This is a genomic window from Plantactinospora sp. BC1 (genome assembly GCF_003030345.1).
Taxonomy (GTDB): domain Bacteria; phylum Actinomycetota; class Actinomycetes; order Mycobacteriales; family Micromonosporaceae; genus Plantactinospora.
In genome coordinates, this window is the sequence record NZ_CP028158.1 from 1,256,156 (window position 1) to 1,279,413 (window position 23,258).

The following is a 23,258-nucleotide window of genomic DNA, read 5'->3' on the forward strand; positions in this document are numbered from 1 at the left end:
GCGTACCTGCGGATCACCGTTCCGTGATGAGAGAGTGACCTCATGACCGGAACCAACGCCCCGGGCGGCAGAGTCGGCCTGCTCGGCGACAAGGTCGCGCTGCTGATGGGCGCGGGTCGCGGCATCGGCGCCGCCGCTGCCCGGCTCTTCGCCCGCGAGGGTGCCACCGTGGTGCTGGCCGCCCGGACCGAGTCCGAACTCGCCGAGGTGGCCGGGGAGATCCGCGACGCGGGCGGTACCGCCGACTACGTGATCGCCGACCTGACCGACGGGGCCAGCGTCCAGGCGGCGGTGGAGAGCGTGATCCGGCTGCACGCCCGGCTGGACGTGGCGTTCAACAACGGTGGCATCTCGATCCCGCACACCCCGATGGTGAACGCCACGGAGCGGGACTTCGACCTGGTCACCTCCGTCAACTACCGGGGGCTGTTCCTCGCGATGACCGCGGAGATCCGGGCCATCCGGGCCACCGCCGGCTCGGGGGCGATCGTCAACGTCAGCAGTGTCGGCAGCCTGCGCGGCGCACCGGGACTGGGCCCGTACGCGGCGACGAAGCGGGCCGTGAACAGCCTCACCGAGACCGCCGCCGTCGAGTACGGCCCGGAGGGCATCCGGGTGAACGCCATCGCCCCGGGCACCACGATGACCGGGGTGATCCGGCAGTGGGCCGACGACGAGCCGGCCGCCGTCGAGCGGCTCAACGAACTCACCCCGCTGCGCCGGGCCGCCGAGCCGGACGAGATCGCCCAGGCGGCCGCCTGGCTGCTCAGCGACCGTGCCTCCTTCGTCACCGGCGTCTGCCTGCCGGTCGACGGCGGTCTCCGCGCCTGACCGCGCACCCCCGGCTCAACGCAGCGGCAGCACCGAGTCGGTGAGCCGGCCGCGCGGCCGGTAGACCACGCACATCACGGTACGGTCGCCGTCCGCCCAGGTCTGCTCGGTCGGCAGGACCGGATAGAAGTCGAGGGTGCCGCCGTTGCCGTCCGGCCAGCGCCGGTCGAAGTACCCCCGGCAACCCCGCCAGGCGAAGTCGGCCAGTCCGGCGCGGTCCCACGGCCCGTCACCGGCGCGCAGGAAGCCGTACGACTGGTTGTCGGCGCCGGACTCGCACGGCTCGTACCGGACGACCACCTCGGCGGCCTCCCGGGAGTACACCGGGTCGGAGAAGCACTCGCCGCCCTCGATGTTGAGCAGGCCACCGGTCTGGGCGGTGACGAAGCTGTCCCCCTTGACGATCGGCGGCCCGACCGTCGGTTCGATCGCGGCGAGCGCCGCCAGGGTGCCGACGGTGGCGACCACCGCCCAGCGGCGGGACGGCAGTTTCATCGTGCTCCGTACGGTCGACGGTCGGGCGGGCTGCCGGCAGGCGACGACCCGGGCCGACCTGCCGCCGGCATGGTAGGTGGACCGGGGTTAACGGCCGGTTCCCCGCCGATGGCCGGAGGGTCTCCGCAGGATGAAGCCCGGCACCGGACACGGTCTGTTGATCATGAATTAATCCGCTGGTCAGGCCCGTTCACCCGGCGGCCAGTCGACGGTCGACCGCCCGTCGCCCACCTCTGGATGAATGCCCTTGGCCACCGGCTGCGGGCCGGCGGCAGTACCCGCTTTCACCCGAAAGGTGATCCCTGTAGTGACTGACGTCAAGAGACCCTGGATTCCGGGCTCCCGGCGGGCCAGGCTTGCCGCCATCGGCGCCGCCGCCATGCTCGTCGGCGGCTTCGCGGTCAGCCCGGTGGCGTTCGGTGACGCCGCACCCGGCAAGTACCCGGCCGCCGAGATCCACCGGCCGTCCCCGATGCCCGACCGCATCATCCTCACCCCGACCACCGCCCCGGCCACCTCCCAGCGGGTGACCTGGCGGGCCGAGACGACCCCCGAGTGGGCCCAGGCCGAGATCCTGGAGGCGCCCGCCGCGCTCGGCCAGGTGACGCCCGCCGCCGGCACGGTCTCGGTCGTCAAGGCGATGTCGACCAGGTCGGTCAACACCTCCCTCGGGTACGCCTCGACCTACCACACCGTGGAGTTCGCCGGCCTCAAGCCGGGCACCCGGTACACCTACCGGGTCGGCGACGGCACCAACTGGAGCGCCTGGACCGACTTCACCACGGCGACCGCCGACGCCAAGCCGTTCTCGTTCATCTACTACGGCGACGCGCAGAACTACCTCGACTCGGCACTGCCCCGGGTGTTCCGGCAGGCGTTCGCGGACCGTCCGCAGGCCAGGCTGATCGTCAACGCCGGTGACCTCATCGACTCCGCGAACAGCGAGGAGCAGTGGGGGCAGTGGTACCAGGCCGGCGGCTTCATCGACAGCCAGATCAACAACATCTCGATCCCCGGTAACCACGAGTACAGCGGCAGCGCGCTCTCGTCGTTCTGGACGCCGCAGTTCCCGTACCCGGACAACGGGCCGGCGGGCTGGCCGGCGGAGCTGGCCAAGACCGCGTACACGGTCGACTACCAGGGTGTCCGGTTCATCGGCCTGAACACCAACGTGCAGGGCATCCCGGACGTGATGGCCGCGCAGACGGCGTGGCTGGAGGGGCTGCTCAAGAACAACCCGAACAAGTGGACGGTGGTGACCTTCCACCACCCGGTCTACTCGACCGCGGAGGGCCGGAACAACCCGGTGGTCCGCGCCCAGTGGGGCCCGCTCTTCGAGAAGTACGGCGTCGACCTGGTGCTCCAGGGCCACGACCACACGTACGGCCGGGGCAGCGTGACCTCGTCGCGCCGGTCGCTGACCGTGCACGACAGCACCGTCTACGCGGTGTCGGTCTCCGGCGGCAAGATGTACGACGTCGACGGTTCGGTCTGGACCGACAACAACGCCGACATCATGAGCCAGGCGGAGGACAAGCAGCTCTACCAGCTCATCGACGTCACCGGCGACAGCATCCGCTACGAGGCGCGGTACGCCAACGGCCAGCACCACGACGGCGTCGTGATCCGGAAGAACGCCGCCGGTGAGCGCACCGTCAACGAGCTGCGTACCCCGGAGAACACCGTCGGCGAGCAGGCCAGGGTCAACAAGACCATCATCGAGGCCAAGGGCAGGGTCAGGGTCGACGCCTACGGCTACGACCCCGGCGAGGAGGTCACCGTCTACCTGCGCAACGCCAAGGACGGCGCGGGCAGGAAGGGTGTCTTCATCGGCTACAAGAAGGCCGACGAGCTGGGCCGGCTCGAGTACAGCTTCGCGCTGCCGCCCTCGGCGAAGAAGAACACCAGCCACGTGGTCTACCTGGAGAGCGAGAACCAGCAGATCACCACTCCGGCCATCACCGTGACGAAGTAGTTCCCACCCGGCCCGGACCGTCGCCTCGGGGCGGTGGTCCGGGTCCGGTTCGTACGTCAGGAGACTCCTTGATCGCCCGCTTCCCGTCCCCGGCCGTCGCGCTCGGCCTGGCCGGCCTCGCCGCGCTCGCCGCGCTCGCCGTCCCGGCCGCCCCGGCCGCCGCGCACCCGTTCGGCCCGCCCTCCACCGCCCGGATCAGCGTGCACGGCTCCCGGGTCGACCTCGCCTGGCTCGCCGCCGAGGACGACTGGGTGGCGCTCGGCCAGTCCCTCGGCGCCTTCGAGGACCCGGCGCTCGGCGCGGTCGCGACCGACCTGACCGGGGAGCAGAAGCTCCAGCGCTCGCCCCGGGTGCACGACTACCTGCTGGAACGGATCGCGGTGCGGCAGGGCGGCACCCCGTGCCCGGGCCGGCTCGACACCCTCGACCGGCTGCTCGACGAGGGTGCCCGGCTCGTCTTCGACTGCCCGGCGGAGGTGGTCGACCTCGACGTCACCGTCGGCGCGCTGACCGACCTGAACGAGGCGTACCGGACGATGCTCACCAGCCAGACCCCGGCCGCACCGGACCGCACGCTCTTCACCGCCGCCGAGCAGACCCATCGGGTCCGTTTCACGCCCGGCGCGGGCGGGCTGCCGGGCAGCACCGTAGCCACCCTGGCCGGCGTCGGCGCCGCCCTGCTCGTCGGGGTCGCCGCACTGGTCACGGTACGGCTGCGTCGGCGCTCCCGGAGCCGGTCGTGACCGGTTTCGAGGGCCGGCTGGTCGCCCTCTTCGACGGCCGGGGAGTCTTCTGGCTCGCCCTGGTGGTGGCGCTCGGGGTCGGCGCCGCGCACGCGGTCGCCCCGGGCCACGGCAAGAGCGTGACGGCGGCGTACCTGGTCGGCACCAGAGGACGCTATCGGGACGCGGTCCGGCTCGGCGTGATCGTGGCGGCGATGCACACCCTCTCCGTCCTGGTGCTGGCGCTCGCCTGGGTCGGACTCAGCGGCGCCGCGAGCCTCGGCACCAGGACGCTGACGGCGTGGATGCAGGTGGCGGCCGGGCTGCTGGTGATCGGGGTCGGCGCACACCTGAGCTGGCGACAGCTGCGCGGCGCCGGTTCCCACCCGCACACCCACACCCACACCCACCCGCACACCCACAGCCACACCCACGACCACGGCCGCGTCCTGGTCGGGCACGGGCACGGGGCCGTACCGGTACCCGATCATGCGGAGGCGCACGGGCATCGGCACGACGTACCCGCGCCGACCGATCCGTGGTCCCGGCGTGGGCTGACCCTGCTGGCCCTCTCCGGCGGGCTGCTGCCCTCGCCCTCCGCGTTCCTGGTGCTGGTCAGCGGCCTGCTGACCGGCCGGGCCCTGGACGCACTCGTCCTGGTGCTCGCCTTCGGCATCGGGATGGCCGGCACGCTGACCGGGGTCGGGGTGCTCACCATCCGCGGCGTCGCGCTGCTGACCGGTACGGTTCGACGCTGGCCGGCGGCGGCGACCGCCGCGGCCTGGCTGCCGGCGGTCGCCGGGATCGCGGTGTGTCTCGGCGGCTGCCTCTACCTGGTCGCCGCGCTCTCGGTGCTGACCGGCTGAGCTGAGTAGTATTCGCCGACCGGTCGGCCGGGAGGCGACCCTGCACCGCGAGGCGGTCGCTTGGGGGCTCCCGCGCCGTCCGGAAGGATCGGGACGTGACCTGTGACGTCTGTGGCCACCAGATGCGACGGATGCCGATAGCGGAACCGCGAAGGAGGTCGGACCTGCCGGTGCGGGAGCGGTGGTTCTGCTCCTGGTGCTACGCCTGGACCGAGCTGGGACACCACCCGCAGGAGGTCTCACGGCCGCAGTACCGGCCCATGCACCGGCGCTGGGAACGGGCAGAAGCAGTGGAGCTGCCCGAGGGCGTCGGCCACGCCTACGACGAGGCGTCCAGCCCCGAGGAGTACGGCACCACCCTGTGCGGCATTCGGCACGACGGCCTGCGCGCCTCTGCGTACCCGTGGGTGCCGGATTGGCCCGATGCCTGCCGGGCCTGTAGGGAGGCCGCGGCCGTCATCGACCAGCGCTGGCCGCCGGGGATGCGCGGCGAGAAGCGGGTGCACCCCACGCCGCCTCCCGGTTCGCACTGGCCGCCCTTCTAGGGCTGCCGATGCACGGCTGACCCGCCCCCGTCGGATCAGAATCCGGGAATGCGTCGTGCATGTCGTCACGGTTCTCGGACGGGCTGGGGCGCCGCGCGTCGCAGGCGCCCCCAGCGGGCCGTCGTAGGTGGTTACGAGTCGCCGGAGGGGCCGGCGATGGTGGTGCCGGTGCGGACCGGTACGCCGGGGTTCGGGGTGCCATCGGAGTTCCAGCCGATCTTCTGGGTGTGTTGCAGGAGCTGGCCGAGTAGGTCAGGAAGGTGCACTATCGGTCACGACATGGCTGCACCGGTCGTCGCCTCCGTAATTGTGATCGCTCACATCGTCCTCCGATCCCCCGACCGGAGGCTCTGTCCCCCGCCGGACTGCCGGAGAGCCGTGCCGGCGGCAGAACGAGTCGACTCGATTTCGGGTCGGCGGCGCCGTCCGGTCACCTACGCTGCCGGACGGGGGCAGTCGCAACGGGGGGAAGCACCGATGGCGCAGACGCAGCGGGTGGCCGTACTCGGGCTGGGCGGCATGGGTCAGCCGATGGCGGCCAACCTCATCCGGGCCGGCCTGCCGACCGTCGTCTGGAACCGCCGCCCGGGACCGGCCCGGCTCCTCGGCGAGCAGGGGGCCGAGGTCGCCGACAGCCCGGCCGACGCGGTACGCGGGGCCGACGTGGTGATCACGATGGTGACGAACGGGGACGCGGTCCGATCCATCGCGATCGACCAGGGCATGCTGGCCGCGATGGCCGAGGGCGCGATCTGGGCCCAGATGAGCACCATCGGGGTCTCCGACACCGGGCGGATCGCCGGACTGGCCCGCGAGCAGCGTCCGGACGTGATCCTGCTGGACGCCCCGGTGGCGGGCAGCCGTGGCCCGGCCGAGCGGCGTCAACTGGTGGTGCTCGCCTCCGGCCCGGAGCAGGCCCGGGGCCGGATCGCCCCGGTCTTCGACGCGCTCGGGCAGCGGACCGTCTGGGCCGGCCCGGTCGGCGCCGGTTCCCGGCTCAAGCTGGTCAACAACATGCTGCTCGCCTTCCTGGCCGAGGGGATCGCCGAAGCGATGGCGCTCGGGCACTCCCTCGGCCTGGACCGGGCGACGGTGCTCGGCGCGTTGCAGGGCAGCCCGCTGGTCTCCCCCTGGGCGGCGGAGAAGCTGGAGCGGATCGGCCGGGACGAGTACTCGGCGCAGTACTCGCTCTCCCTCGGGCTCAAGGACGTCAACCTGGCGCTCTACGAGGTCGACATCGACCGGTTCCCGGTGGCGAACAGCCTGGCCGCGCAGTGGCAGCGGGCCGTCGAGCACGGGCTCGGCGACGAGGACGTCACGGTACTGGCCCGGGCACTCCAGCACTGAGCAGCCGCGACGATCCGCTGCCGGGCACCGCCCCGGACGGGTTCACCCGCGCGGCTCGGCAGGTGGTGCCGACGGCATCGATTCGTGTCTTGACGCTCTTCAGGGGTGACTCTAGGTTTACCCGGATGTAACAGCCGACTTCCGGAACTGTCGCGATCCATCGTGTTCACGCGTCGCATCCGGCGGTACTGAATGGGGTGGGCCGGTTTGTCGTGGTGGGAACGGATACGGCGGGACCGCATCCTGCTGCTCGCCGCACTTCCCGGGGTCGCGCTCCTGCTGACGTTCCACTATCTACCGTGGCTCGGCAACGTCATCGCGTTCAAGGACTACCAGCCGTACGTCGGAATTCTCGACAGTCCGTGGACCGGGCTGGCGAACTTCCGGATCATCGTCAACGGTGACCCGGCATTTCTGAACGCGCTGACCAACACCCTGATCATCACCCTGCTCCAGGTGCTGGTCGTCTTCCCCGCCCCGATCGCCCTCGCGCTGCTGCTGGACAGCCTGATGTCCGAGCGGCTCAAGCGGACCGTGCAGAGCGTCCTCTATCTGCCGCACTTCCTCTCCTGGGTCATCGTGGTGGCGATCTTCATGCAGTTGCTCGGCGACGGCGGCCTGCTCAACAACTTCCTCCGGGACCACGACCTCGGCACGGTCAGCATCGTCAGCAATCCGGACGCCTTCTTCGCCCTGGTCACCGGGCAGGTGCTCTGGAAGGACGCCGGCTGGGCGACGATCCTCTTCCTGGCCGCGCTCTCCCGGATCGACGGCACGCTCTACGAGGCGTCCGCAGTGGACGGTGCGACCCGCTGGCGGCAACTCTGGCACATCACCCTGCCCGGGCTGCGCGGCCTGATCGTGCTGCTGCTGATCCTGCGGCTCGGTGACGCGCTCACCGTCGGCTTCGAGCAGATCGTGCTCCAGCAGGCGGCGGTCGGGGCGGACGCCAGCGAGGTGCTCGACACGTACGTCTACAACAACGGCATCCTCGCCGGTGACTGGGGGGTCAGTGCCGCCGTCGGGCTGGTCAAGGGCCTGGTGGGGCTGCTCCTGGTGCTCGGCGCCAACCGGCTCGCGCACCGCTTCGGAGAGCAGGGGGTCTACCAGCGATGAGCAACCGGGCCACCATCGCGGGTGTCCCCGCCGCGTCCCGACCGGTACGCGCGCTCAAGGGTGTCGTGCTGGCGGTCTGCTGTGCGGCGGTGGTCGTACCCTTCCTCGGGATCGTCTCGACGAGCCTCGCCACGCACGAGCAGATCACCCGGGACGGCGGCTTCGTGCTCGTCCCGGACGAGGTCAGCTTCGCCGCGTACTCCGCGATCCTCTCCGGTGGCGTGGTGACCCGGGCGACCCTGGTCAGCATCTTCGTCACCGTCGCCGGTACGGCGCTGAGCATGGCCACCACCATCCTGCTGGCGTACGGTCTCAGCCGTCCCCGGTCGGTGGCGCACCGGCCGCTGCTGATGGTCGTGCTCTTCGCCCTGCTCTTCGCCCCGGGCATCATCCCGAGCTACCTGGTGGTGAAGAGCCTCGGGCTGCTGGACAGCTACTGGGCGCTGATCCTGCCGGTGGCGGTCAACGCGTTCAACGTGATCATCCTGCGGGCGTTCTTCATGGACCTGCCCCGGGAGGTGATCGACAGTGCCCGGATGGACGGTGCCGGTGACGCCGCCATCCTGTTCCGGATCGTCCTGCCGCTGAGCAAGGCCGTACTGGCGGTGATCGGCCTCTTCTACGCGGTGGCGTACTGGAACGCGTTCTTCAGCGCCCTGCTCTACCTGAACGACACCGCGAAGTGGCCGTTGCAGCTCGTGCTGCGGACGTACGTGGTCAACCAGACCCAGCTCGGCGTCGACCAGCTCGGCTCGGCCGGCGCGGCACTGCCGCCCCAGGAGGCGATCCAGATGGCCATCCTGGTGCTCTCCATCGTCCCTGTCCTCGTCGTCTATCCCTTCGTACAGCGGCATTTCACGAAGGGCGTGCTGATCGGCGCGGTCAAGGGCTGAAACCGCTCCTCCTCCCCCGATTCCCGCAGGCGTTACGCCAAGGAGCAACGATGACCAGTCAACCGGCGATTGGACGCCGACAATTTCTCACCGGCGCGCTCGGTACCGCCGCCATGGTCGCCACCCCCGGCCTGCTCGCCGGCTGCGGCGAGGGCGGCACCGCCACCGGCGGCGACCGCAACAGGGCCAGCGGCTCGGCCCGGCTGCCGAACTACATTCCGTACACCGGGGTCACTCCGGACCTGAAGGGCAACCGGCAGGGTCTGCTGGACGCCTTCCTGAAGTATCCGGAGCCGCCGGTGAAGGCGACCGACGGTCCGCCCGGCGACGGCGGCGAGTTCTCCGCCTTCGTCCTGACCAACTCGCCGGTGCCGCCCGCGGTCGGGCAGAACCCGTTCTGGCAGGAGATGAACCGGCGGCTCGGCGTCGACCTGCGGTTGACCATCGTGCCGAACCCGGACATGCCGACCAAGTTCGCCACCCTGGTCGCCGGGGACGACCTGCCGGACGTCATCGTGCCGGCGCTGTTCACCCCGAACGGGCTGCCCGCCGGTACCGCCAACCTGCCGGCCTGGCTCGCCGCCAAGTGCCAGGACCTCAGCCCGTACCTCTCCGGCAACGCGGTGCAGGAGTATCCGTTCCTGGCCAACCTGCCCACCGAGGCGTGGCGGGACTGCCGTTACAACGGCGGCATCTACGGCCTGCCGGTGCCCCGGGGCATCGGCGGCACCCTGATGATGCGCCGGGACGACCTCTTCAAGCAGCTCGGCGCCGACCTCCAGCCGGGCAGCTTCGCCGAGTTCCGGGACGTCTGTCGCAAGGTCACCGACGCCCGGGCGAACCGCTGGGCGCTGGCCCAGGCGCCGCTCGACTTCGTCCGGCAGATGCTCGGCAACCCGTGGCGGTGGAAGCTGGAGGGCGGCGGGCTGGTCAGCGCGTACGAGAGCGAGGAGTTCACCCAGGCGCTCGCCGACACCGCCCGGCTGGTCAAGGACGGCGTGGTGCATCCGGACAGCTTCAGCAACAACGCGCCGACGAAGAAGTGGTTCAACGCGGGCAGCGCGTTGATGATCACTGACCGGTACACCGCCTGGCCGCAGTTCTACGCGGAGAACATCGCCGGCCCGGACTTCGACATCGGCGGGATGCGGCCGCCCCTGCACGGCGGCGGCGGGTTCGCGGCCACCTGGCAGGCCGCGGCGACCAACAACTTCACCGCGTTCAAGAAGGCCGACGAGGGGCGGATCCGGGCGCTGTTGAAGGTCTGCAACTGGCTGGCCGCGCCGTTCGGCACCGAGGAGTGGCTGCTGCGCCGGTACGGCGTCGCCGGGGTGCACTACCGGATGACCGGCGGCGGGCCGGAGCTGACCCAGGCCGGGGTGAGCCAGACGGTACTCGGGATCCGCTACATCGTGGACGCCCCCGACGTGATCTTCGTACCGGGAGAGGCGGCGGCGACCCGCAAGTCATACGAGTACCAGAAGTCGATCATTCCGACCGCGGTCAAGGACCCGACCCTCGGACTCTTCTCCGACACCTGGTCCCGGCGGTCCGGTCAGCTCGGCACGATCGTCAACGACGCCCAGATGGACATCCTCAGCGGCCGCAAGCCCGTCTCGGCCTGGGGCGAGGTGCTCAAGCAGTGGCGCAGCACCGGCGGCGACAAGGTGCGGGGCGAGTTCGAGGAGGCGATCGCCAACAGCAGCGACTAGGGTCGGCGAGGCGGTGGTCAGGGGTTGACCGGGCGGTCCCGCAGGGCCCGCCGGACGAGCGCCGGAAGCAGCGCCGCGGCGATCAGGAAGATCGCGGCGACGAAGAGCCAGCCGACGGTGCCGTACGTGCCGACGGCGAGGGTGAACAGGGCGGGTCCGAAGATCTGCACCGTCGCCGTGGCCGCCTCGGCCAACCCCTGGTACGCGCCGAGCGCCCGCTCCCGGGCCAGCCCCAGCGAGAGGGTCCAGCTCGACGCGACGTACCCGAGTTCACCGGCGAGGTGCGCCAGTGCCGCGACCACCACGACGGTGACCGCCACCGGCCCGGCCCCGCCGGCCGTGGTGGCCAGCAGCAGGCAGCTCGCCGCCAGCGCGACGCCCGAGCAGACGGCGGTCCGGGTGGCCGAGGCGGGTGTGCGGGCGAGCCGGGTCGCCGGCACCTGGCCGACGGCGATGCCGACGGAGCTGATCACCACCACGATGCCGCTGAGCACGAGCGGCAGCCGGGTCGACTCCGCGATCCAGAGCGGCAGTCCGGTGGAGAGCATCGCCCAGCAGAGCGAGAAGAGCGCGACGGCGACGCTGACGCCGACGTACGGCAGGTCGCCGAGGGCGGCCCGGACGTTCGCCCGGACCGGTCGGGCCGGGCCGCCGGTCCGCCGGCCGGGGACGGTGGCGGCGACGATCCCGAAGACCGCGAAGGTGACCGCGTTGACGGCGATGGCGACCATGTAGCCGACGGGTCGGTCCACCGCGAGTACGGCGGCGCCGAGTCCCGCTCCGGCGGCGTACCCGACGTGCTGGGCGACCCGTTGCCGGGCCAGTTCCCGCACCCGTGCCCCGTTGTCGCGCACCAGCGCCGCCACCAGGGCGGTACGGACCGCGCTGCCGCCGTTGGCGAGCGCGACGAAGGCGACGGTGACGACGAGGAAGCTCCAGACCCCGTCCACCAGCAGGTAGCCGGCCATGCCGACGGTCCGGACCGCCGCGATCGCCACCAGCACCCGGCGCGGGTCGTGCCGGTCGGCGAGGGCGCCGAGCGGTACGGCCGCGGCGAGGCCGAAGGCGGCGGCGACCGCCATGCCGACCCCGACGGTGCCGGCGGGGATGCCGACGATCCGGGTGAGGTAGAGCGCCCAGATGGTGAACCACATGCCGTCGCCGAGCGCGGAGACGCCCCGGCCCCAGAGCAGCCGGCGCAGTCCGCCGGCGGTCACCTCGTCCGTGTCCGGGTCGCTCGTCACCACGGTCGTCGACACATCCACCACCCTTCAGCTAACTCTGAAAGGTGAACGTAGCGAGGTCCGGCCGGGCCCGCAACCGGAGTTCAGGAAACTATGAATGGTGCTAGGCTGCCGCTACGGACCGGAGGAGGGACGCGGCATGACCGGCTGGGTGGATCCCGACGACCCGACGCTGGCCGCCGCCACCTCGCTGGCCCGCGAACTCGCCGACCCGATCCGGCTGACCGCCCTGCAACTGCTGGCCGTCGAGGGTCCGCACACGATGACCCAGCTCGCCGACGCGCTACGGGTCAGCGCGCCACGGCTCGGCAACCACCTGGCCCGGCTCCGCGCCCGGGGACTCGTCACCGTGCAGCAGCGCGGCCGGCACGTGGTCTACCGGCTGGCCAGTCCGGACACCGTCGACGTGCTCACCGCGCTGGCCCGGCACGGCCGCCCGGAGACGCCGGGCCCGCGACCCGCCCGGCCACCGTCGCCGGCCGAGACCGCCCGCACCTGCTACGACCACTGCGCCGGCCGGCTCGGCGTCGCGGTCTTCGCCGCCCTGGTCCAGCGGGGCGCGCTGCTGCCACCCGACGGGCAGCACGACGAGCTGCGGCTCGGCCCGGACCCGACCGCCTTCGGCGACCTCGGCGTGGACCTCGACGCCGTACGGCCCGGACGGCGCAAGCTCGCCACCGCCTGCCTCGACCGCAACCATCGACTGCCGCACCTCGGCGGCGTGCTCGGTGCCGAGGTGCTCGACGCGTTCGTCGCCGACGGGCTCGTCCACCGTCAGGACGGCGAACGCGCCCTGGCGATCACCGCCAGGGGCGCCCGGAAACTCCCCGCCCTGCTGCCGGAGTTTCCCGCCCCAGCCGCCGGCGGCCGACGGCCCTGACCGCCACCGCCAGCCGGCCCGGAGCTGTCTTCGGACATCTGCCGGAACCCTCCCCCGCCGCCCCGGTACGTCCGTAGGGAGTTGCCGCAACGCCCTTGCGACACCACGGTTTCGCGGCAAAGGTGAGGTGCAGTAGGCGAACCGCCGGCCGTACGGCCGCATCGGCGAAAGGGCCAGGCATGTCGGAGCGTGTCCCCGCCACCAGTAGTCACGACCTGCCGGTGCCTCCGGCGCTCGCCGAGTTCATGCTCGGTGGCTGGGCGCCGAGCGAGGCGCCGGTCCGGGCGGATCCGGGGGTGGCGGCCTGGGCGGCGAAGCGGCGGGCCCGACTGACCGGGATGTTCCCCGGCGAACACCTGGTGGTCCCGGCGGGCGGCGCACCGGTACGCAGCAACGACCAGTACTTCCGGTTCCGGCCCGGTTCGGACTACACCTGGCTGACCGGGGACGGTGACCGGGGTGGCGTGCTGGTGCTGGACCCAGCGGGTGAGCCGACGCTCTACACCGACGAGCCGCCCCGGCCCGGCACGGCCGAGTACTGGACCGACCGGAACGCCGGCATCGTCTGGAACGGCCCCCGGGCCGACCTTGCCACTCTGGGCGAGGCGCTGGAGATCCGCTGCCGCCCGATCGGCGAACTGGCCGAGGCGCTCGGCGCGGCCGGTCGGATCCGGCTCAGGCGCAGCGTCGACCCGGCCGTGGACGCCCTGGTGCCGGTGACGGACCCGGTCGCCGACAGCGAGCTCGTGGTGGCCCTGGCCGACCTGCGGCTGGTCAAGGACGAGTGGGAGGTCGGGCAGCTCCAGCACGCCGTCGACGTCACCGTGCGCGGCTTCGAGGACGTGGTACGCGCCCTGCCGGAGGCGCTGGCCGGCGGCGGTGAACGGTGGCTGGAGGGCACCTTCGCCCGGCGGGCCCGCTCCGACGGCGAGGAGGTCGGCTACCAGCCGATCGTCGCGGCCGGCTCGCACGCGGCGGTACTGCACTGGAACCGCAACACCGGTCCGGTACGCCCCGGCCAGTTGCTGCTGCTGGACGCCGGGGTCGAGGTCGGCACCCGGTACACCGCCGACATCACCCGGGTGCTTCCGGTCGACGGCCGGTTCACCCCGGTGCAGCGGGACGTCTACGAGCTGGTACGCCGGGCGAACGACGCGGCGATCGGGCAGCTCCGGCCCGGGGCGGCGTTCCGGGACTACCACTGGGCGGCGATGTCGGTCCTCGCCGCCGGTCTGGTCGACCTCGGTCTGCTGCGCTGCTCGGTGGAGGAGGCGCTGGACCCGCAGCGGCAGCTCTACCGCCGCTGGTCGCTCTGCGGCTCCGGGCACATGCTCGGGCTCGACGTGCACGACTGCGCCCCGGCCACCGCCGCCCGGTACGTCGAGGGCGAGTTGCAGGCCGGCATGGTGCTGACCGTCGAGCCGGGCCTGTACTTCCAGCCGAACGACGAGCTGGTGCCGGCGGAGCTGCGCGGGCTGGGGATGCGGATCGAGGAGGATCTGCTGGTCACCTCCGACGGCAGCCAGAACCTTTCGGCCGCGCTGCCGCGTACCGCCGACGACGTGCAGAGCTGGATGTCCCGGCTGGCCGGCTGAGCGGAATCACCCCGGCGAATTGCACTGTCGACCGAACGTCGCTGAAACAAATCACTGCCATTCCCGGAATTTTCGCGGCGTACATCGGCGGCAACCCATCGTCTAGCGGCGGCTTCGCTCCGTACCCGAATTCCCCGCCGCACGGATCGCGGGCACTTGACCGTGCATCGATACCTGTTTAGATTGCCTTTCCGGAACTCTTCCGAAAATTTCGCTGCCACACACTCCCGGTCATGCCCACCTCCTTACGCCCCGGAGCGCGGAATGAGCAGGTCCATCCTCGCCGGTCCACCGGCACCCGTCCCCCGCCGATCCGCCGGTCCGAAGGCCTGGCGGATGCTGTTGTCGCTGACCCTCGCCGTCACGGCCACCCCCGCCCTGGTCTCCTCGGCCGCCGCCTCCTCCTCCGGCGGGCGCGGCGTCGACTCCGGACACGATCCCGCCGGTTTCGTCTCCACCCGGTCGAAGCCGAACAGCCTGCCACTGGTCGAACGCGGCCGGGCCGCGACGCTGGTGGTCAGCGCCAGCGACCATCCCGGCGTGGTCCGGGCGGCCGGCGACCTGCGCACCGACGTCGAACGGGTCACCGGGGTACGCCCGGCGGTCGTCACCGACCAGGTGCCGCGGCAGGGCGAGGTGGTGCTCGTCGGCACCATCGGGAAGAGCCCGCTGATCGACCGGCTGATCGCCGCCGGCAAGCTCGACGTACGCGGCATCGCCGGCCGGTGGGAGACCTCGCTCCAGCAGATCGTCGCCAACCCGCTGCCCGGGGTACGCCGGGCCTTCGTGATCGCCGGCAGTGACCAGCGCGGCACGATCTTCGGGACGTACGAGGTGTCGAAGCAGATCGGCGTCTCCCCCTGGTACTGGTGGGACGACGTGCCGGCCCGGCAGAGCGACGAGCTGCACGTGCTGCCCGGCCGGCACAGCCAGGGCACCCCGGCGGTGAAATACCGTGGCTTCTTCATCAACGACGAGAACCCGGCGCTCGGCACCTGGGCACCGAACTTCTTCGGCCCCGGCCTGGCCCCCGGCTACGAGGGCGGCTTCAACCGGCACTTCTACGCCAAGGTCTTCGAGACGATGCTCCGGCTGAAGGCGAACTATCTCTGGCCGGCGGTCTGGGGCCGCGCCTTCGCCGAGGACGACCCGGCCAACCACGCCACCGCCAAGGAGTACGGCGTGGTGATGGGGACCTCGCACGAGGCGCCGATGATGCGCGGCATCGAGGAGTGGAACCGGCACGCCCGGGGCGGCACCGACCCGTACGGCGGGACCGGCGAGTGGAGCTTCCGGCGCAACTCCGCGGCGCTGAAGGAGTACTGGCGGGACGGCATCGAACGGATGGAGGAGCAGGACTTCGAGGGCGTGGTCACCCTCGGCATGCGCGGCAACGGCGACGTCAGCCTGCCCGACGGCGACGGCATCGAGCTGATGGAGAGCATCATCGCCGCGCAGCGGCAGATCCTCGCCGAGGAGAGCGACCGCGAACTGCCCGACATCCCGCAGGTCTTCACGCTCTACAAGGAGGTCCAGCGCTACTGGGACCGGGGCATGCGCCCGCCGGACGACGTCACCGTGGTCTTCTGCGACGACAACTGGGGCAACATGCGGAAGCTGCCGGACCAGAGCCTGCCGGCCCGCCCCGGCGGCTACGGCATGTACTACCACTTCGACTACGTCGGCGGCGGCCGCAACTACAAGTGGGTCGACACGATCAACCTGGCCAGCACCTGGGAGCAGCTCAACCTGACCTACCGCTACGGGGTGGACCGGCTCTGGGTGGTCAACGTCGGCGACATGAAGAACGAGGAGCTGCCGCTGCAACTCTTCCTCGACTACGCCTGGGATCCGGAGAGCATCCCGATCGAGAAGCTCGACGACTGGCAGCGGGAGTACGCGGCGCAGAACTTCCCCGACCGGTACGCCGGGGAGATCGGCGAGATCCTGCACGAGTACGGCCAGCTCCAGGCGCGGCGCAAGCCGGAGCTGCTGAACCGCCGGATCACCGTGGACCCGGCGAAGGATCCGGCCACCGACTCCTCGGCGGTGGTCTACACCGACGACAACCCGTACAGCCTGACCGCCTACCAGGAGATGCGCCGGGTGGTGCGGGAGTGGGCGGAGCTGGCCGAGCGGGCGGAGCGGGTCCGGGCGCGGCTGCCGGACGGCTACGACGACGCCTACTACCAGCTCGTGCACTACCAGGTGGCGGCGACGGCGAACCTCTACGCGCTGCGCGAGGCGCAGTTCACCAACCTGCTCTACGCCGCGCAGGGCCGGGCCGCCACCAACGCGATGGCGGACCTCGCCCAGCGCCACTTCGACACCGACCAGGCGATGTCCGACTACTACAACAACACGCTGGCCGGCGGGAAGTGGCGGGGCTTCCAGACCCAACCCAAGATCGGGTACGGCGACGTCGCGCGCTACGGCCCGAACGCGCCCTGGCAGCAGCCGGAACTGAACAACCAGGCGCTGCCGGACGCGTTCTATCCGCACCTGCGCCGGATCGAGCTGCCGGCCACCGCCGAACTGGGTGTGGCGATCGACGGCTCGGAGAAGTACTGGCCGGCCGAGACCGGTCCGGCGGTACTGCCGACGTTCAGCCCGTACCAGAGCCAGCCGGGGCAGTACATCGAGGTCTTCAACCGGGGCTCGGTGCCGTTCGACTATACGGTCCGCGCCGGCGCGCCCTGGCTGAAGCTCAGCCGTACCGGCGGTCGGGTGACCGACCAGGTCCGGGTCGAGGTACGGGTCGACTGGCGGCGGGCGCCGCGCGGCGACACGACGGTGCCGATCACGGTCACCGGCCCGGACGGCGCCAGCGTGCTGGTGCAGGCCAGGGTGGAGAACCCGCAGGGTCTGCGCCCCCGGGGTCACGTCGAGGCGAACGGCTACGTCTCGATCCCGGCCGAACAGCACACCCGGGCGGTCAACACCGGCGGGGTGTACTGGAAGCGGATCCCGGACCTCGGCCGGACCGGTGACGGGCTGACCCCGTTCCCGGTCACCGCCCCGAGCCGGACGCCCGGCGGGAACAGCCCGCGCCTGGAGTACGAGCTGACGCTGACCTCCGCCGGCCCGGTGAAGGTCTCGGCCTACCTCTCGCCGCGCAACAACGTGCTGCCGACCGAGGGGCTGCGCTACGCCGTCTCGATCGACGGCGCCGCGCCGCAGATCGTCAACGTCACCGCCGCCACCGGGGCGAACGACACCTCGATGAACCGGCAGTGGGAGCGGAACACCTCACAGAACGTCAACGTCACGACGACCACGCACACGGTCGACGGGCCGGGCGTACACACCCTGAAGTTCTGGATGGTCGACCCGACCGTGGTGGTGCAGCAGCTCGTGGTGCAGACCGCCGAGCTGCCGTACAGCTATCTCGGTCCGCCGGAGAGCCGGCGGGTCGGCCGCTGAGACCCGCCTGCGTCGCAGCTGCTCCATCGGCGGTCCGCCCCGGCCCGGACGGGTCGGGGCGGACCGCCCACACACATTGAAACTTTTCAAATCAGCCAGCACGACGCACCCACCCCGACCTCCCTCTGCGGCCAAGACGGACCGCAGCGGGAGGTTGAAAAGGTTCATCAGGCAGCACAGACAGCACGCGCGACAACATAGGATCGCCGAACCGAGAGAGAGGAATGCCCATGCGTCGAAGCCAACGCCGGCTGTTCGCCGCCACGGCCCTGACCGCGCTGAGCCTGGTCGCCGCCGGCTGTGGTGCGCCGGAGAGCGCCGCGCCCGGACCGACCGGGGGCGCGGTGCCGGACAAGCCCGGCTCGCCGGTCGTACTGAACATCCTCGACGTCGCCGGCAACCTGCAACTCACCCAGGCGATGATCGACGACTTCGTCGGGAAGAACTCGGACACGGTGTCGAGGGTGACGTACTCGAAGTCGCCCTCGCCGGAGCTGGTCGGCAAGGTCAAGGCCCAGCAGGCGGCGAACCGGGTCGAGATCGACCTGGTGCTGACCGGGGTGGACGGGCTCGCCGCCGGCATCGACCAGGAACTCTGGACCCCGCTGCTGCCGACCCACGCCGACCGGCTGCCGGGGATGGCGAACTACCTGCCGGGCGCGGCCGCGATGCAGGAGCTGGCCGGCAACCACGGGGTGACCGTCACCTACTACCCGTCCGGGCCGCTGATCGAGTACCTGCCGTCGAAGGTGCCGAACCCGCCGACGACGGCGCAGGGGCTGCTCGAGTACGCCAAGGCGAACCCCGGCGCGGTGCAGTACGCCCGCCCGTCCAACTCCGGCCCCGGCCGGACCTTCCTGATGGGCCTGCCGTACCTGCTCGGCGACTCGAACCCGAAGGACCCGGTCAACGGCTGGGCGAAGACCTGGGCCTACCTGGCCGAGCTGAACAAGTACGTCCGGCTCTATCCGTCCGGCACCGGCGAGACGATGAAGAACCTGGCCAACGGGTCGGCGAAGATCATCGTTTCGACCACCGGCTGGGACATCAACCCCCGGGTGCTGGGCACCGTGCCCGCGGAGGCGAAGATCGGCACGCTGGAGGGCTTCCACTGGGTCACCGACGCGCACTACGCGGTGGTGCCGAAGGGCGTCTCGACGGACAAGCAGGCCGCGATCCTGGCCCTGCTGAACCACATGCTGACGCCGGAACAGCAGGCGAAGGCGTACGACCAGGGGTACTTCTACCCCGGTCCGGCGATCAAGGACGTGCCGCTGTCGATGGCGCCGCAGGCCAGCCGGGACGCGATCGAGAAGTACGGCCGCCCGGAGTACGAGCAGCTGATCGCGAACAACCCGCTGGAGGTGCCGCTCGACGCCAAGGCGCTGGTCGAGGCGTTCAGCCGGTGGGACCGGGAGATCGGCGGCGCGAAGGTGAGCAAGTGAGTTTTACGGAGTTGCGGTTGGAGGGCGTGAGCCGGAGCTTCGCCGGGCGTGACGCGCTGGCCGACCTGCACCTGACGGTCCGACGGGGCGAGTTCATCGCCCTGCTCGGGCCGTCCGGCTGCGGCAAGTCGACCGCGCTGAACTGCCTCGCCGGCCTGCTCCCGCTGACCCGGGGCAGCATCTGGTCCGACGAGACCCGGCTCGACACGATGCCGGCCGAGAAACGCGGCTTCGGCATGGTCTTCCAGAACTACGCCCTCTTCCCGCACATGTCGGTACGCCGCAACGTCGCCTTCGGCCTCCAGATGCGCCGGCTCCCCCGGGCCGAGATCCGGCGGCGCACCGAGGAGGCGATCCGGCTGGTCCGGCTGGAGGAGCACGCCAACAAGCTGCCCGGGCAGCTCTCCGGCGGCCAGCAGCAGCGGGTCGCCATCGCCCGGGCGGTGGTGCTGGAACCGACCCTGGTGCTGATGGACGAGCCACTGTCCAACCTGGACGCGAAGCTGCGGCTGGAGATGCGTACCGAGATCCGCCGGCTGCACCAGTCGCTCGGGCTCACCACGGTCTACGTCACGCACGACCAGGAGGAGGCGCTCTCCCTGGCCGACCGGCTGGTGGTGCTCCGCGAGGGGCGGGTGCAGCAGATCGGCACCCCCGAGGAGCTGCACACCCGGCCGGCGAACTGGCACGTCGCCGACTTCATGGGCTACCGCAACCTGCTGCGGTTGCGGGTGGAGCCCGCTGGCGGCTCCGAGGTGGTGGTGACCGGTCAGGGCATCCGGCTGGTCGGCACCGCCGTCGGGCCGGTCACCGCCGGAGCCGAGGTGATCGCCGGGGTCCGCCCCGAGGACCTGCGGATCACCGGGCCGGAGTCGGGCGTGCCGGCCACCGTGGAGGTGGTCGAGTACCAGGGCCGGGAGGTGGCGGTCGAGGCGCGTACCGCCGAGGGGGTGCAGTTCAACCTGCGTACCGACCAGCGTCCGGCGCTCGGCGACCGGATCGGGATCGCGGTGGATCCCGGGCGACTGCTGGTCTTCCCGCTGGCCGAGCCGTCCGGACGGTCCGACGGGGAACCGGGACCGGCCGGGGCGGCGCCGGACGAGCCCGCCGGCACGCCGGTGGACGACTCCGCCGACGCGCCGGTGGACGAACCGGCCACCGGAGGCTCCCGGTGAGCGCCACCGCCACCCCACCCCGGACCGGCGGGCCGGCCGACGAGCGCCCGACCGAGCCGCGCGCCCCGGCCGGGACCCGGGTGGCGTTGCGGCACCGGCTGGCCGAACGCGGCATCGACCGGCAACTCCTGCTGCTCGCCCCCGCCGCGCTCTTCGTCCTGGTGCTCTTCATCTATCCGTTCGCCTACGGCGTCGGGCTGTCGTTCCAGCCGACCGAGGGCGGGCCGTTCGCCGCGTACCAGGAGTTCTTCTCCGACCCGTACCAGCGGGACACCATCTGGACGACGCTGAAGCTGTCGCTGCCGGCGGCACTGCTCAACGTCGCCGCCTCGGTGCCGATCGCCTACCGGATGCGGGGGCGGTTCCGGGGGAAGCGGCTGCTCACCACCGTCCTGGTGGTGCCGATCACCCTCGGCACGGTGCTCACCGCGCAGGGGCTGCTCAACTTCCTCGGCCCCGCCGGCTGGTTCAACCGGATCCTGCTGAACGTCGGGCTGGCCGACGAACCGGTCCGGCTGACCAACAACTACTGGGGGGTGTTCTTCTCGATCGTCATCACCGGCTTCCCGTTCGCCTTCCTGCTGGTGCTGTCGTACCTGTCGGGCATCGACCCGACGCTGGAGCGGGCCGCCGCGACCCTCGGCGCCGGCTGGTGGCAGCGGTTCCGCCGGATCACCCTGCCGCTGCTGGCGCCCGGCCTGGCCACCACGTTCTGCCTCACCTTCGTACTGGCGTTCAGCGTCTTCCCGTCGGCGATCCTGGTCGGTGACCCGGCCGGTACCACGAGGGTGATCTCGATCGCCGCGTACGAGGCCGCGTACGTCCAGTACGACTATCCGCTGGCGGCCACCATCGCGGTGCTGATGGGGCTGGTCGAACTGCTGGTGATCGCCGCCGTGCTCGGCTGGCGGGCCCTGCTCTACACCGGATCGACGGCGGGAGGGAAGGGCTGATGAGTTCCGTGACGGCCCCGGCGCCCCGCCGCCGTCGCCTGGTCGCCCGGCCGGCGGCCTGGCTGATCTGGGGCGTGGTGGCGTTCTTCTTCGTCAACCTGGCCGGTGTGATCGGCTCGGTGCTGGTCAGCTCCTTCGGCGACCGCTGGTACGACACCTGGCTGCCGCAGGGCTACACCGGCCGGTGGTACGGGCAGGCGTGGCAGGAGTTCGGCCTCTTCCAGGTGCTGCTGGTGACCCTGGAGGTGTCGCTGCTGGTGGTCGGCATCTCGGTGCTGATCGGGGTGCCCGCCGCGTACGTGCTGGCCCGCCGTTCCTTCCCGGGCCGGCGGCTGCTCTACCTGCTCTTCCTGCTGCCGATCCTGATGCCGCCGATCACCTACGGCATCCCGCTGGCCACGGTGCTCTACAAGTACGGCTTCGCCGGGCATCTCTCCGGGGTGGTACTGGCGAACCTGGTGCCGTCGGTGCCGTTCGTCATCCTCACCATGACGCCGTTCATCGAGCAGATCGATCCGGCGGTGGAGCGGGCGGCCCGGATGTGCGGGGCCGGTACCCGGCAGATGTTCGTGCGGATCCTCGCCCCGCTGCTCACCCCGGGCATCCTGGCCGCCTCGATCCTGGTGCTGGTGCGGACGGTCGGGATGTTCGAGTTGACCTTCCTCACCGCCGGGCCGGACTCGCAGACCCTGGTGGTGGCGCTGTACTACTCCATGTCGGCGGCGGGCATCCGGGCCCAGCAGTCCATCGACGCGATGGCGGTCATGTACACCACGATGATGCTGGTGCTGTTGGTGATCGCACTGCGGTACGTCAATCCGACCCAACTGGTCGCCCGGGTCCGGGAGGACATCGACTGAGGACGGGTCGCGGCCCGGGTTCGGCAGCTCCGTTCCCGGGCCGCGGCACCGCCGGCCATTTTCGCGATAACCCTGAAAGCGGGGCGAATCACCTAGTAGACAGGAGTCCTAGCTGCCTCGCCCGCCAGGAGTTTCCGTGTCGCATCATCTCGACTCCCCGCTCGCCCTCCAGGACACCCGGCTCGACCTGACCGACCAGTTCGTCTTTCCGGGCGAGAACGGCACGGTCCTGGTCATGAACATGAACAGTTCGGCGGCCGGCAAGGACGCCAAGCAGGGCTTCCACCCCGAGGCCCGGTACGAGTTCAAGGTCCACCTCGACGGCGCGCCGGTGGAGAACCTCACCTACCGGATCAGCTTCGACGAGGCCGACCAGAGCGGCGATCAGGCGGTCCGGCTGCACATCCTCACCGGTGCGGAGGCGCCGGACGACTCGGCGACCGGCGAGTTGGTGGCGCAGGGGCGTACCCACACCATGATCTCCGGCCCGGACGGGCTGCGGCTCTGGGCGGGCCGGGCGATGGACCCGTTCTATATCGACCTGACGCTGCTCGCCGCGATCGACTCGGCGGTGAAGGACGGCGCCCGGCTGGACCTGACGGGCTGGCGCTCGGACGCCGCCAAGAACAGCTTCGCCGACGCCACCATCCAGTCGATCGTGCTGGAGATCCCCGACGACGATCCGCGGCTCGGCACCGGCCGCGACATCTGCACCTGGATCACCAGCAAGCTCGCCACCGACGCGGGCGGCTGGCGCCAGGTGAACCGCTTCGGCCATCCGATGGTCTGGCCGATCCTGCGCCAACCGGTCGACACCGAGTGGGCCAGCAGCGCCAACCTGGGCCACCCGGAGACCGACGCCAGCGCCGACGGTGACCGGATCGCCCAACTGATCGCCGGGGTGGTGGCCGCCAACGGCACCTCGCTCGACCCGTCCGGGTACGGCGAGCAGGTGGCCCGGCGGCTGCTGCCGGACCTGCTGCCGTACCGGACAGGTACTCCGGCGAACTACGGCTTCAACGGCTTCAACGGCCGTACCCTGGCCTGCAACGCGCCGGAGACGATGTTCTCGCTGATCCTGAACCGGGCGACCACCGCCGGACTGACCGCGCAGCAGAACGCGGGCGCCCGCAGCGACCAGTTCCCGTACGTGGTCGCGGCACGCTGACCCAGGCCCGGGT

At 71.3% G+C, this 23,258-nt stretch carries 20 protein-coding genes; 17 read left to right on the forward strand and 3 right to left on the reverse strand.

Translation table 11 applies throughout. The annotated features are described in order from the left end of the window. The first annotated feature begins 42 nt into the window (after positions 1-42). Positions 43-831 (forward strand): SDR family NAD(P)-dependent oxidoreductase, encoded by a 789-nt coding sequence (locus C6361_RS05160; RefSeq protein WP_107266939.1) that lies wholly within the window; start codon positions 43-45, stop codon positions 829-831. Positions 832-846: 15 nt separating this feature from the next. Here the strand turns inward: C6361_RS05160 and C6361_RS05165 are convergent, their stop codons facing one another. Beyond that, the gene (locus C6361_RS05165; protein ID WP_159079185.1) at positions 847-1,326 is read right to left on the reverse strand and encodes a hypothetical protein; all 480 of its coding nucleotides are present in this window, start codon (positions 1,324-1,326) and stop codon (positions 847-849) included. 307 nt (positions 1,327-1,633) lie between these two features. Here C6361_RS05165 and C6361_RS05170 point away from each other — a divergent pair, with 307 nt between their 5' ends. From C6361_RS05170 to C6361_RS05185, 4 genes are all read left to right on the forward strand, one after another. Further along, on the forward strand, positions 1,634-3,301 hold the full coding sequence (locus C6361_RS05170) for a metallophosphoesterase family protein (RefSeq protein ID WP_107266940.1): 1,668 nt from the start codon (positions 1,634-1,636) through the stop codon (positions 3,299-3,301). A gap of 68 nt (positions 3,302-3,369) precedes the next feature. Continuing rightward, a complete protein-coding gene (locus C6361_RS05175) occupies positions 3,370-4,044 on the forward strand; it encodes a hypothetical protein (RefSeq protein ID WP_107266941.1) in 675 nt (224 codons plus the stop codon). Then, a complete protein-coding gene (locus tag C6361_RS05180; RefSeq protein ID WP_107266942.1) occupies positions 4,041-4,889 on the forward strand; it encodes a nickel/cobalt transporter in 849 nt (282 codons plus the stop codon). The genes C6361_RS05175 and C6361_RS05180 overlap by 4 nt, the downstream gene beginning before the upstream one ends. Before the next feature lie 170 nt (positions 4,890-5,059). Further along, entirely contained in the window at positions 5,060-5,434 is a 375-nt protein-coding gene (locus tag C6361_RS05185) for a hypothetical protein (RefSeq protein WP_199853250.1), read from the forward strand. 131 nt (positions 5,435-5,565) lie between these two features. Here the strand turns inward: C6361_RS05185 and C6361_RS38820 are convergent, their stop codons facing one another. Further along, complete coding sequence (locus C6361_RS38820; protein ID WP_255416213.1) at positions 5,566-5,700, reverse strand: hypothetical protein; 135 nt, start codon at positions 5,698-5,700, stop codon at positions 5,566-5,568. Between the two features lie 211 nt (positions 5,701-5,911). Between C6361_RS38820 and C6361_RS05190 the strand changes: the two genes are divergently transcribed. The 4 genes from C6361_RS05190 to C6361_RS05205 all read left to right on the forward strand — a co-directional run bounded on the left by C6361_RS05190 (position 5,912) and on the right by C6361_RS05205 (position 10,502). Next, entirely contained in the window at positions 5,912-6,781 is an 870-nt protein-coding gene (locus tag C6361_RS05190) for an NAD(P)-dependent oxidoreductase (RefSeq protein WP_159079186.1), read from the forward strand. A gap of 207 nt (positions 6,782-6,988) precedes the next feature. Further along, entirely contained in the window at positions 6,989-7,897 is a 909-nt protein-coding gene (locus C6361_RS05195) for a sugar ABC transporter permease (RefSeq protein ID WP_234359332.1), read from the forward strand. Next, positions 7,894-8,790, forward strand: coding sequence for a carbohydrate ABC transporter permease (locus C6361_RS05200; protein ID WP_107266944.1), 897 nt, complete (start codon positions 7,894-7,896; stop codon positions 8,788-8,790). The genes C6361_RS05195 and C6361_RS05200 overlap by 4 nt, the downstream gene beginning before the upstream one ends. Positions 8,791-8,840: 50 nt before the next feature. Continuing rightward, positions 8,841-10,502 (forward strand): extracellular solute-binding protein, encoded by a 1,662-nt coding sequence (locus tag C6361_RS05205; RefSeq protein ID WP_159079187.1) that lies wholly within the window; start codon positions 8,841-8,843, stop codon positions 10,500-10,502. Positions 10,503-10,519: 17 nt separating this feature from the next. Here C6361_RS05205 and C6361_RS05210 read toward each other — a convergent pair whose 3' ends face one another. Then, positions 10,520-11,761 carry an MFS transporter gene (locus C6361_RS05210; protein ID WP_199853251.1) on the reverse strand — a complete coding sequence of 414 codons (1,242 nt, stop codon included), beginning with the start codon at positions 11,759-11,761 and terminating at the stop codon, positions 10,520-10,522. Between the two features lie 124 nt (positions 11,762-11,885). Here C6361_RS05210 and C6361_RS05215 point away from each other — a divergent pair, with 124 nt between their 5' ends. The 8 genes from C6361_RS05215 (at position 11,886) to C6361_RS05250 (ending at position 23,245) form a co-directional block, all read left to right on the forward strand. Then, the gene (locus tag C6361_RS05215; protein ID WP_107266946.1) at positions 11,886-12,626 is read left to right on the forward strand and encodes a helix-turn-helix transcriptional regulator; all 741 of its coding nucleotides are present in this window, start codon (positions 11,886-11,888) and stop codon (positions 12,624-12,626) included. 179 nt (positions 12,627-12,805) lie between these two features. After that, positions 12,806-14,221 carry an aminopeptidase P family protein gene (locus C6361_RS05220; protein ID WP_107266947.1) on the forward strand — a complete coding sequence of 472 codons (1,416 nt, stop codon included), beginning with the start codon at positions 12,806-12,808 and terminating at the stop codon, positions 14,219-14,221. Positions 14,222-14,485: 264 nt separating this feature from the next. Continuing rightward, entirely contained in the window at positions 14,486-17,644 is a 3,159-nt protein-coding gene (locus C6361_RS05225; protein ID WP_234359333.1) for a glycosyl hydrolase 115 family protein, read from the forward strand. Positions 17,645-17,874: 230 nt separating this feature from the next. Next, entirely contained in the window at positions 17,875-19,089 is a 1,215-nt protein-coding gene (locus C6361_RS05230; RefSeq protein WP_107266949.1) for an ABC transporter substrate-binding protein, read from the forward strand. Then, positions 19,086-20,264, forward strand: a complete 1,179-nt coding sequence (locus C6361_RS05235) for an ABC transporter ATP-binding protein (RefSeq protein ID WP_107266950.1) — start codon at positions 19,086-19,088, stop codon at positions 20,262-20,264. The genes C6361_RS05230 and C6361_RS05235 overlap by 4 nt, the downstream gene beginning before the upstream one ends. Beyond that, a complete protein-coding gene (locus tag C6361_RS05240; RefSeq protein ID WP_234359334.1) occupies positions 20,261-21,217 on the forward strand; it encodes an ABC transporter permease in 957 nt (318 codons plus the stop codon). The genes C6361_RS05235 and C6361_RS05240 overlap by 4 nt, the downstream gene beginning before the upstream one ends. Continuing rightward, positions 21,217-22,077, forward strand: a complete 861-nt coding sequence (locus tag C6361_RS05245; RefSeq protein ID WP_107266951.1) for an ABC transporter permease — start codon at positions 21,217-21,219, stop codon at positions 22,075-22,077. The genes C6361_RS05240 and C6361_RS05245 overlap by 1 nt, the downstream gene beginning before the upstream one ends. Positions 22,078-22,213: 136 nt before the next feature. Further along, a complete protein-coding gene (locus tag C6361_RS05250; RefSeq protein ID WP_107256050.1) occupies positions 22,214-23,245 on the forward strand; it encodes a DUF4331 family protein in 1,032 nt (343 codons plus the stop codon). Positions 23,246-23,258 lie beyond the last annotated feature (13 nt).

Bases quoted from the DNA above. Each gene is read 5' to 3' on its own strand.
- C6361_RS05230 (WP_107266949.1), top strand. From the start codon at position 17,875: ATGCGTCGAAGCCAACGCCGGCTGTTCGCCGCCACGGCCCTGACCGCG.
- C6361_RS05215 (WP_107266946.1), top strand. From the start codon at position 11,886: ATGACCGGCTGGGTGGATCCCGACGACCCGACGCTGGCCGCCGCCACC.
- C6361_RS05245 (WP_107266951.1), top strand. From the start codon at position 21,217: ATGAGTTCCGTGACGGCCCCGGCGCCCCGCCGCCGTCGCCTGGTCGCC.
- C6361_RS05205 (WP_159079187.1), top strand. From the start codon at position 8,841: ATGACCAGTCAACCGGCGATTGGACGCCGACAATTTCTCACCGGCGCG.
- C6361_RS05200 (WP_107266944.1), top strand. From the start codon at position 7,894: ATGAGCAACCGGGCCACCATCGCGGGTGTCCCCGCCGCGTCCCGACCG.
- C6361_RS05160 (WP_107266939.1), top strand. From the start codon at position 43: ATGACCGGAACCAACGCCCCGGGCGGCAGAGTCGGCCTGCTCGGCGAC.
- C6361_RS05220 (WP_107266947.1), top strand. From the start codon at position 12,806: ATGTCGGAGCGTGTCCCCGCCACCAGTAGTCACGACCTGCCGGTGCCT.
- C6361_RS05190 (WP_159079186.1), top strand. From the start codon at position 5,912: ATGGCGCAGACGCAGCGGGTGGCCGTACTCGGGCTGGGCGGCATGGGT.
- C6361_RS05225 (WP_234359333.1), top strand. From the start codon at position 14,486: ATGAGCAGGTCCATCCTCGCCGGTCCACCGGCACCCGTCCCCCGCCGA.
- C6361_RS05165 (WP_159079185.1), bottom strand. From the start codon at position 1,326: ATGAAACTGCCGTCCCGCCGCTGGGCGGTGGTCGCCACCGTCGGCACC.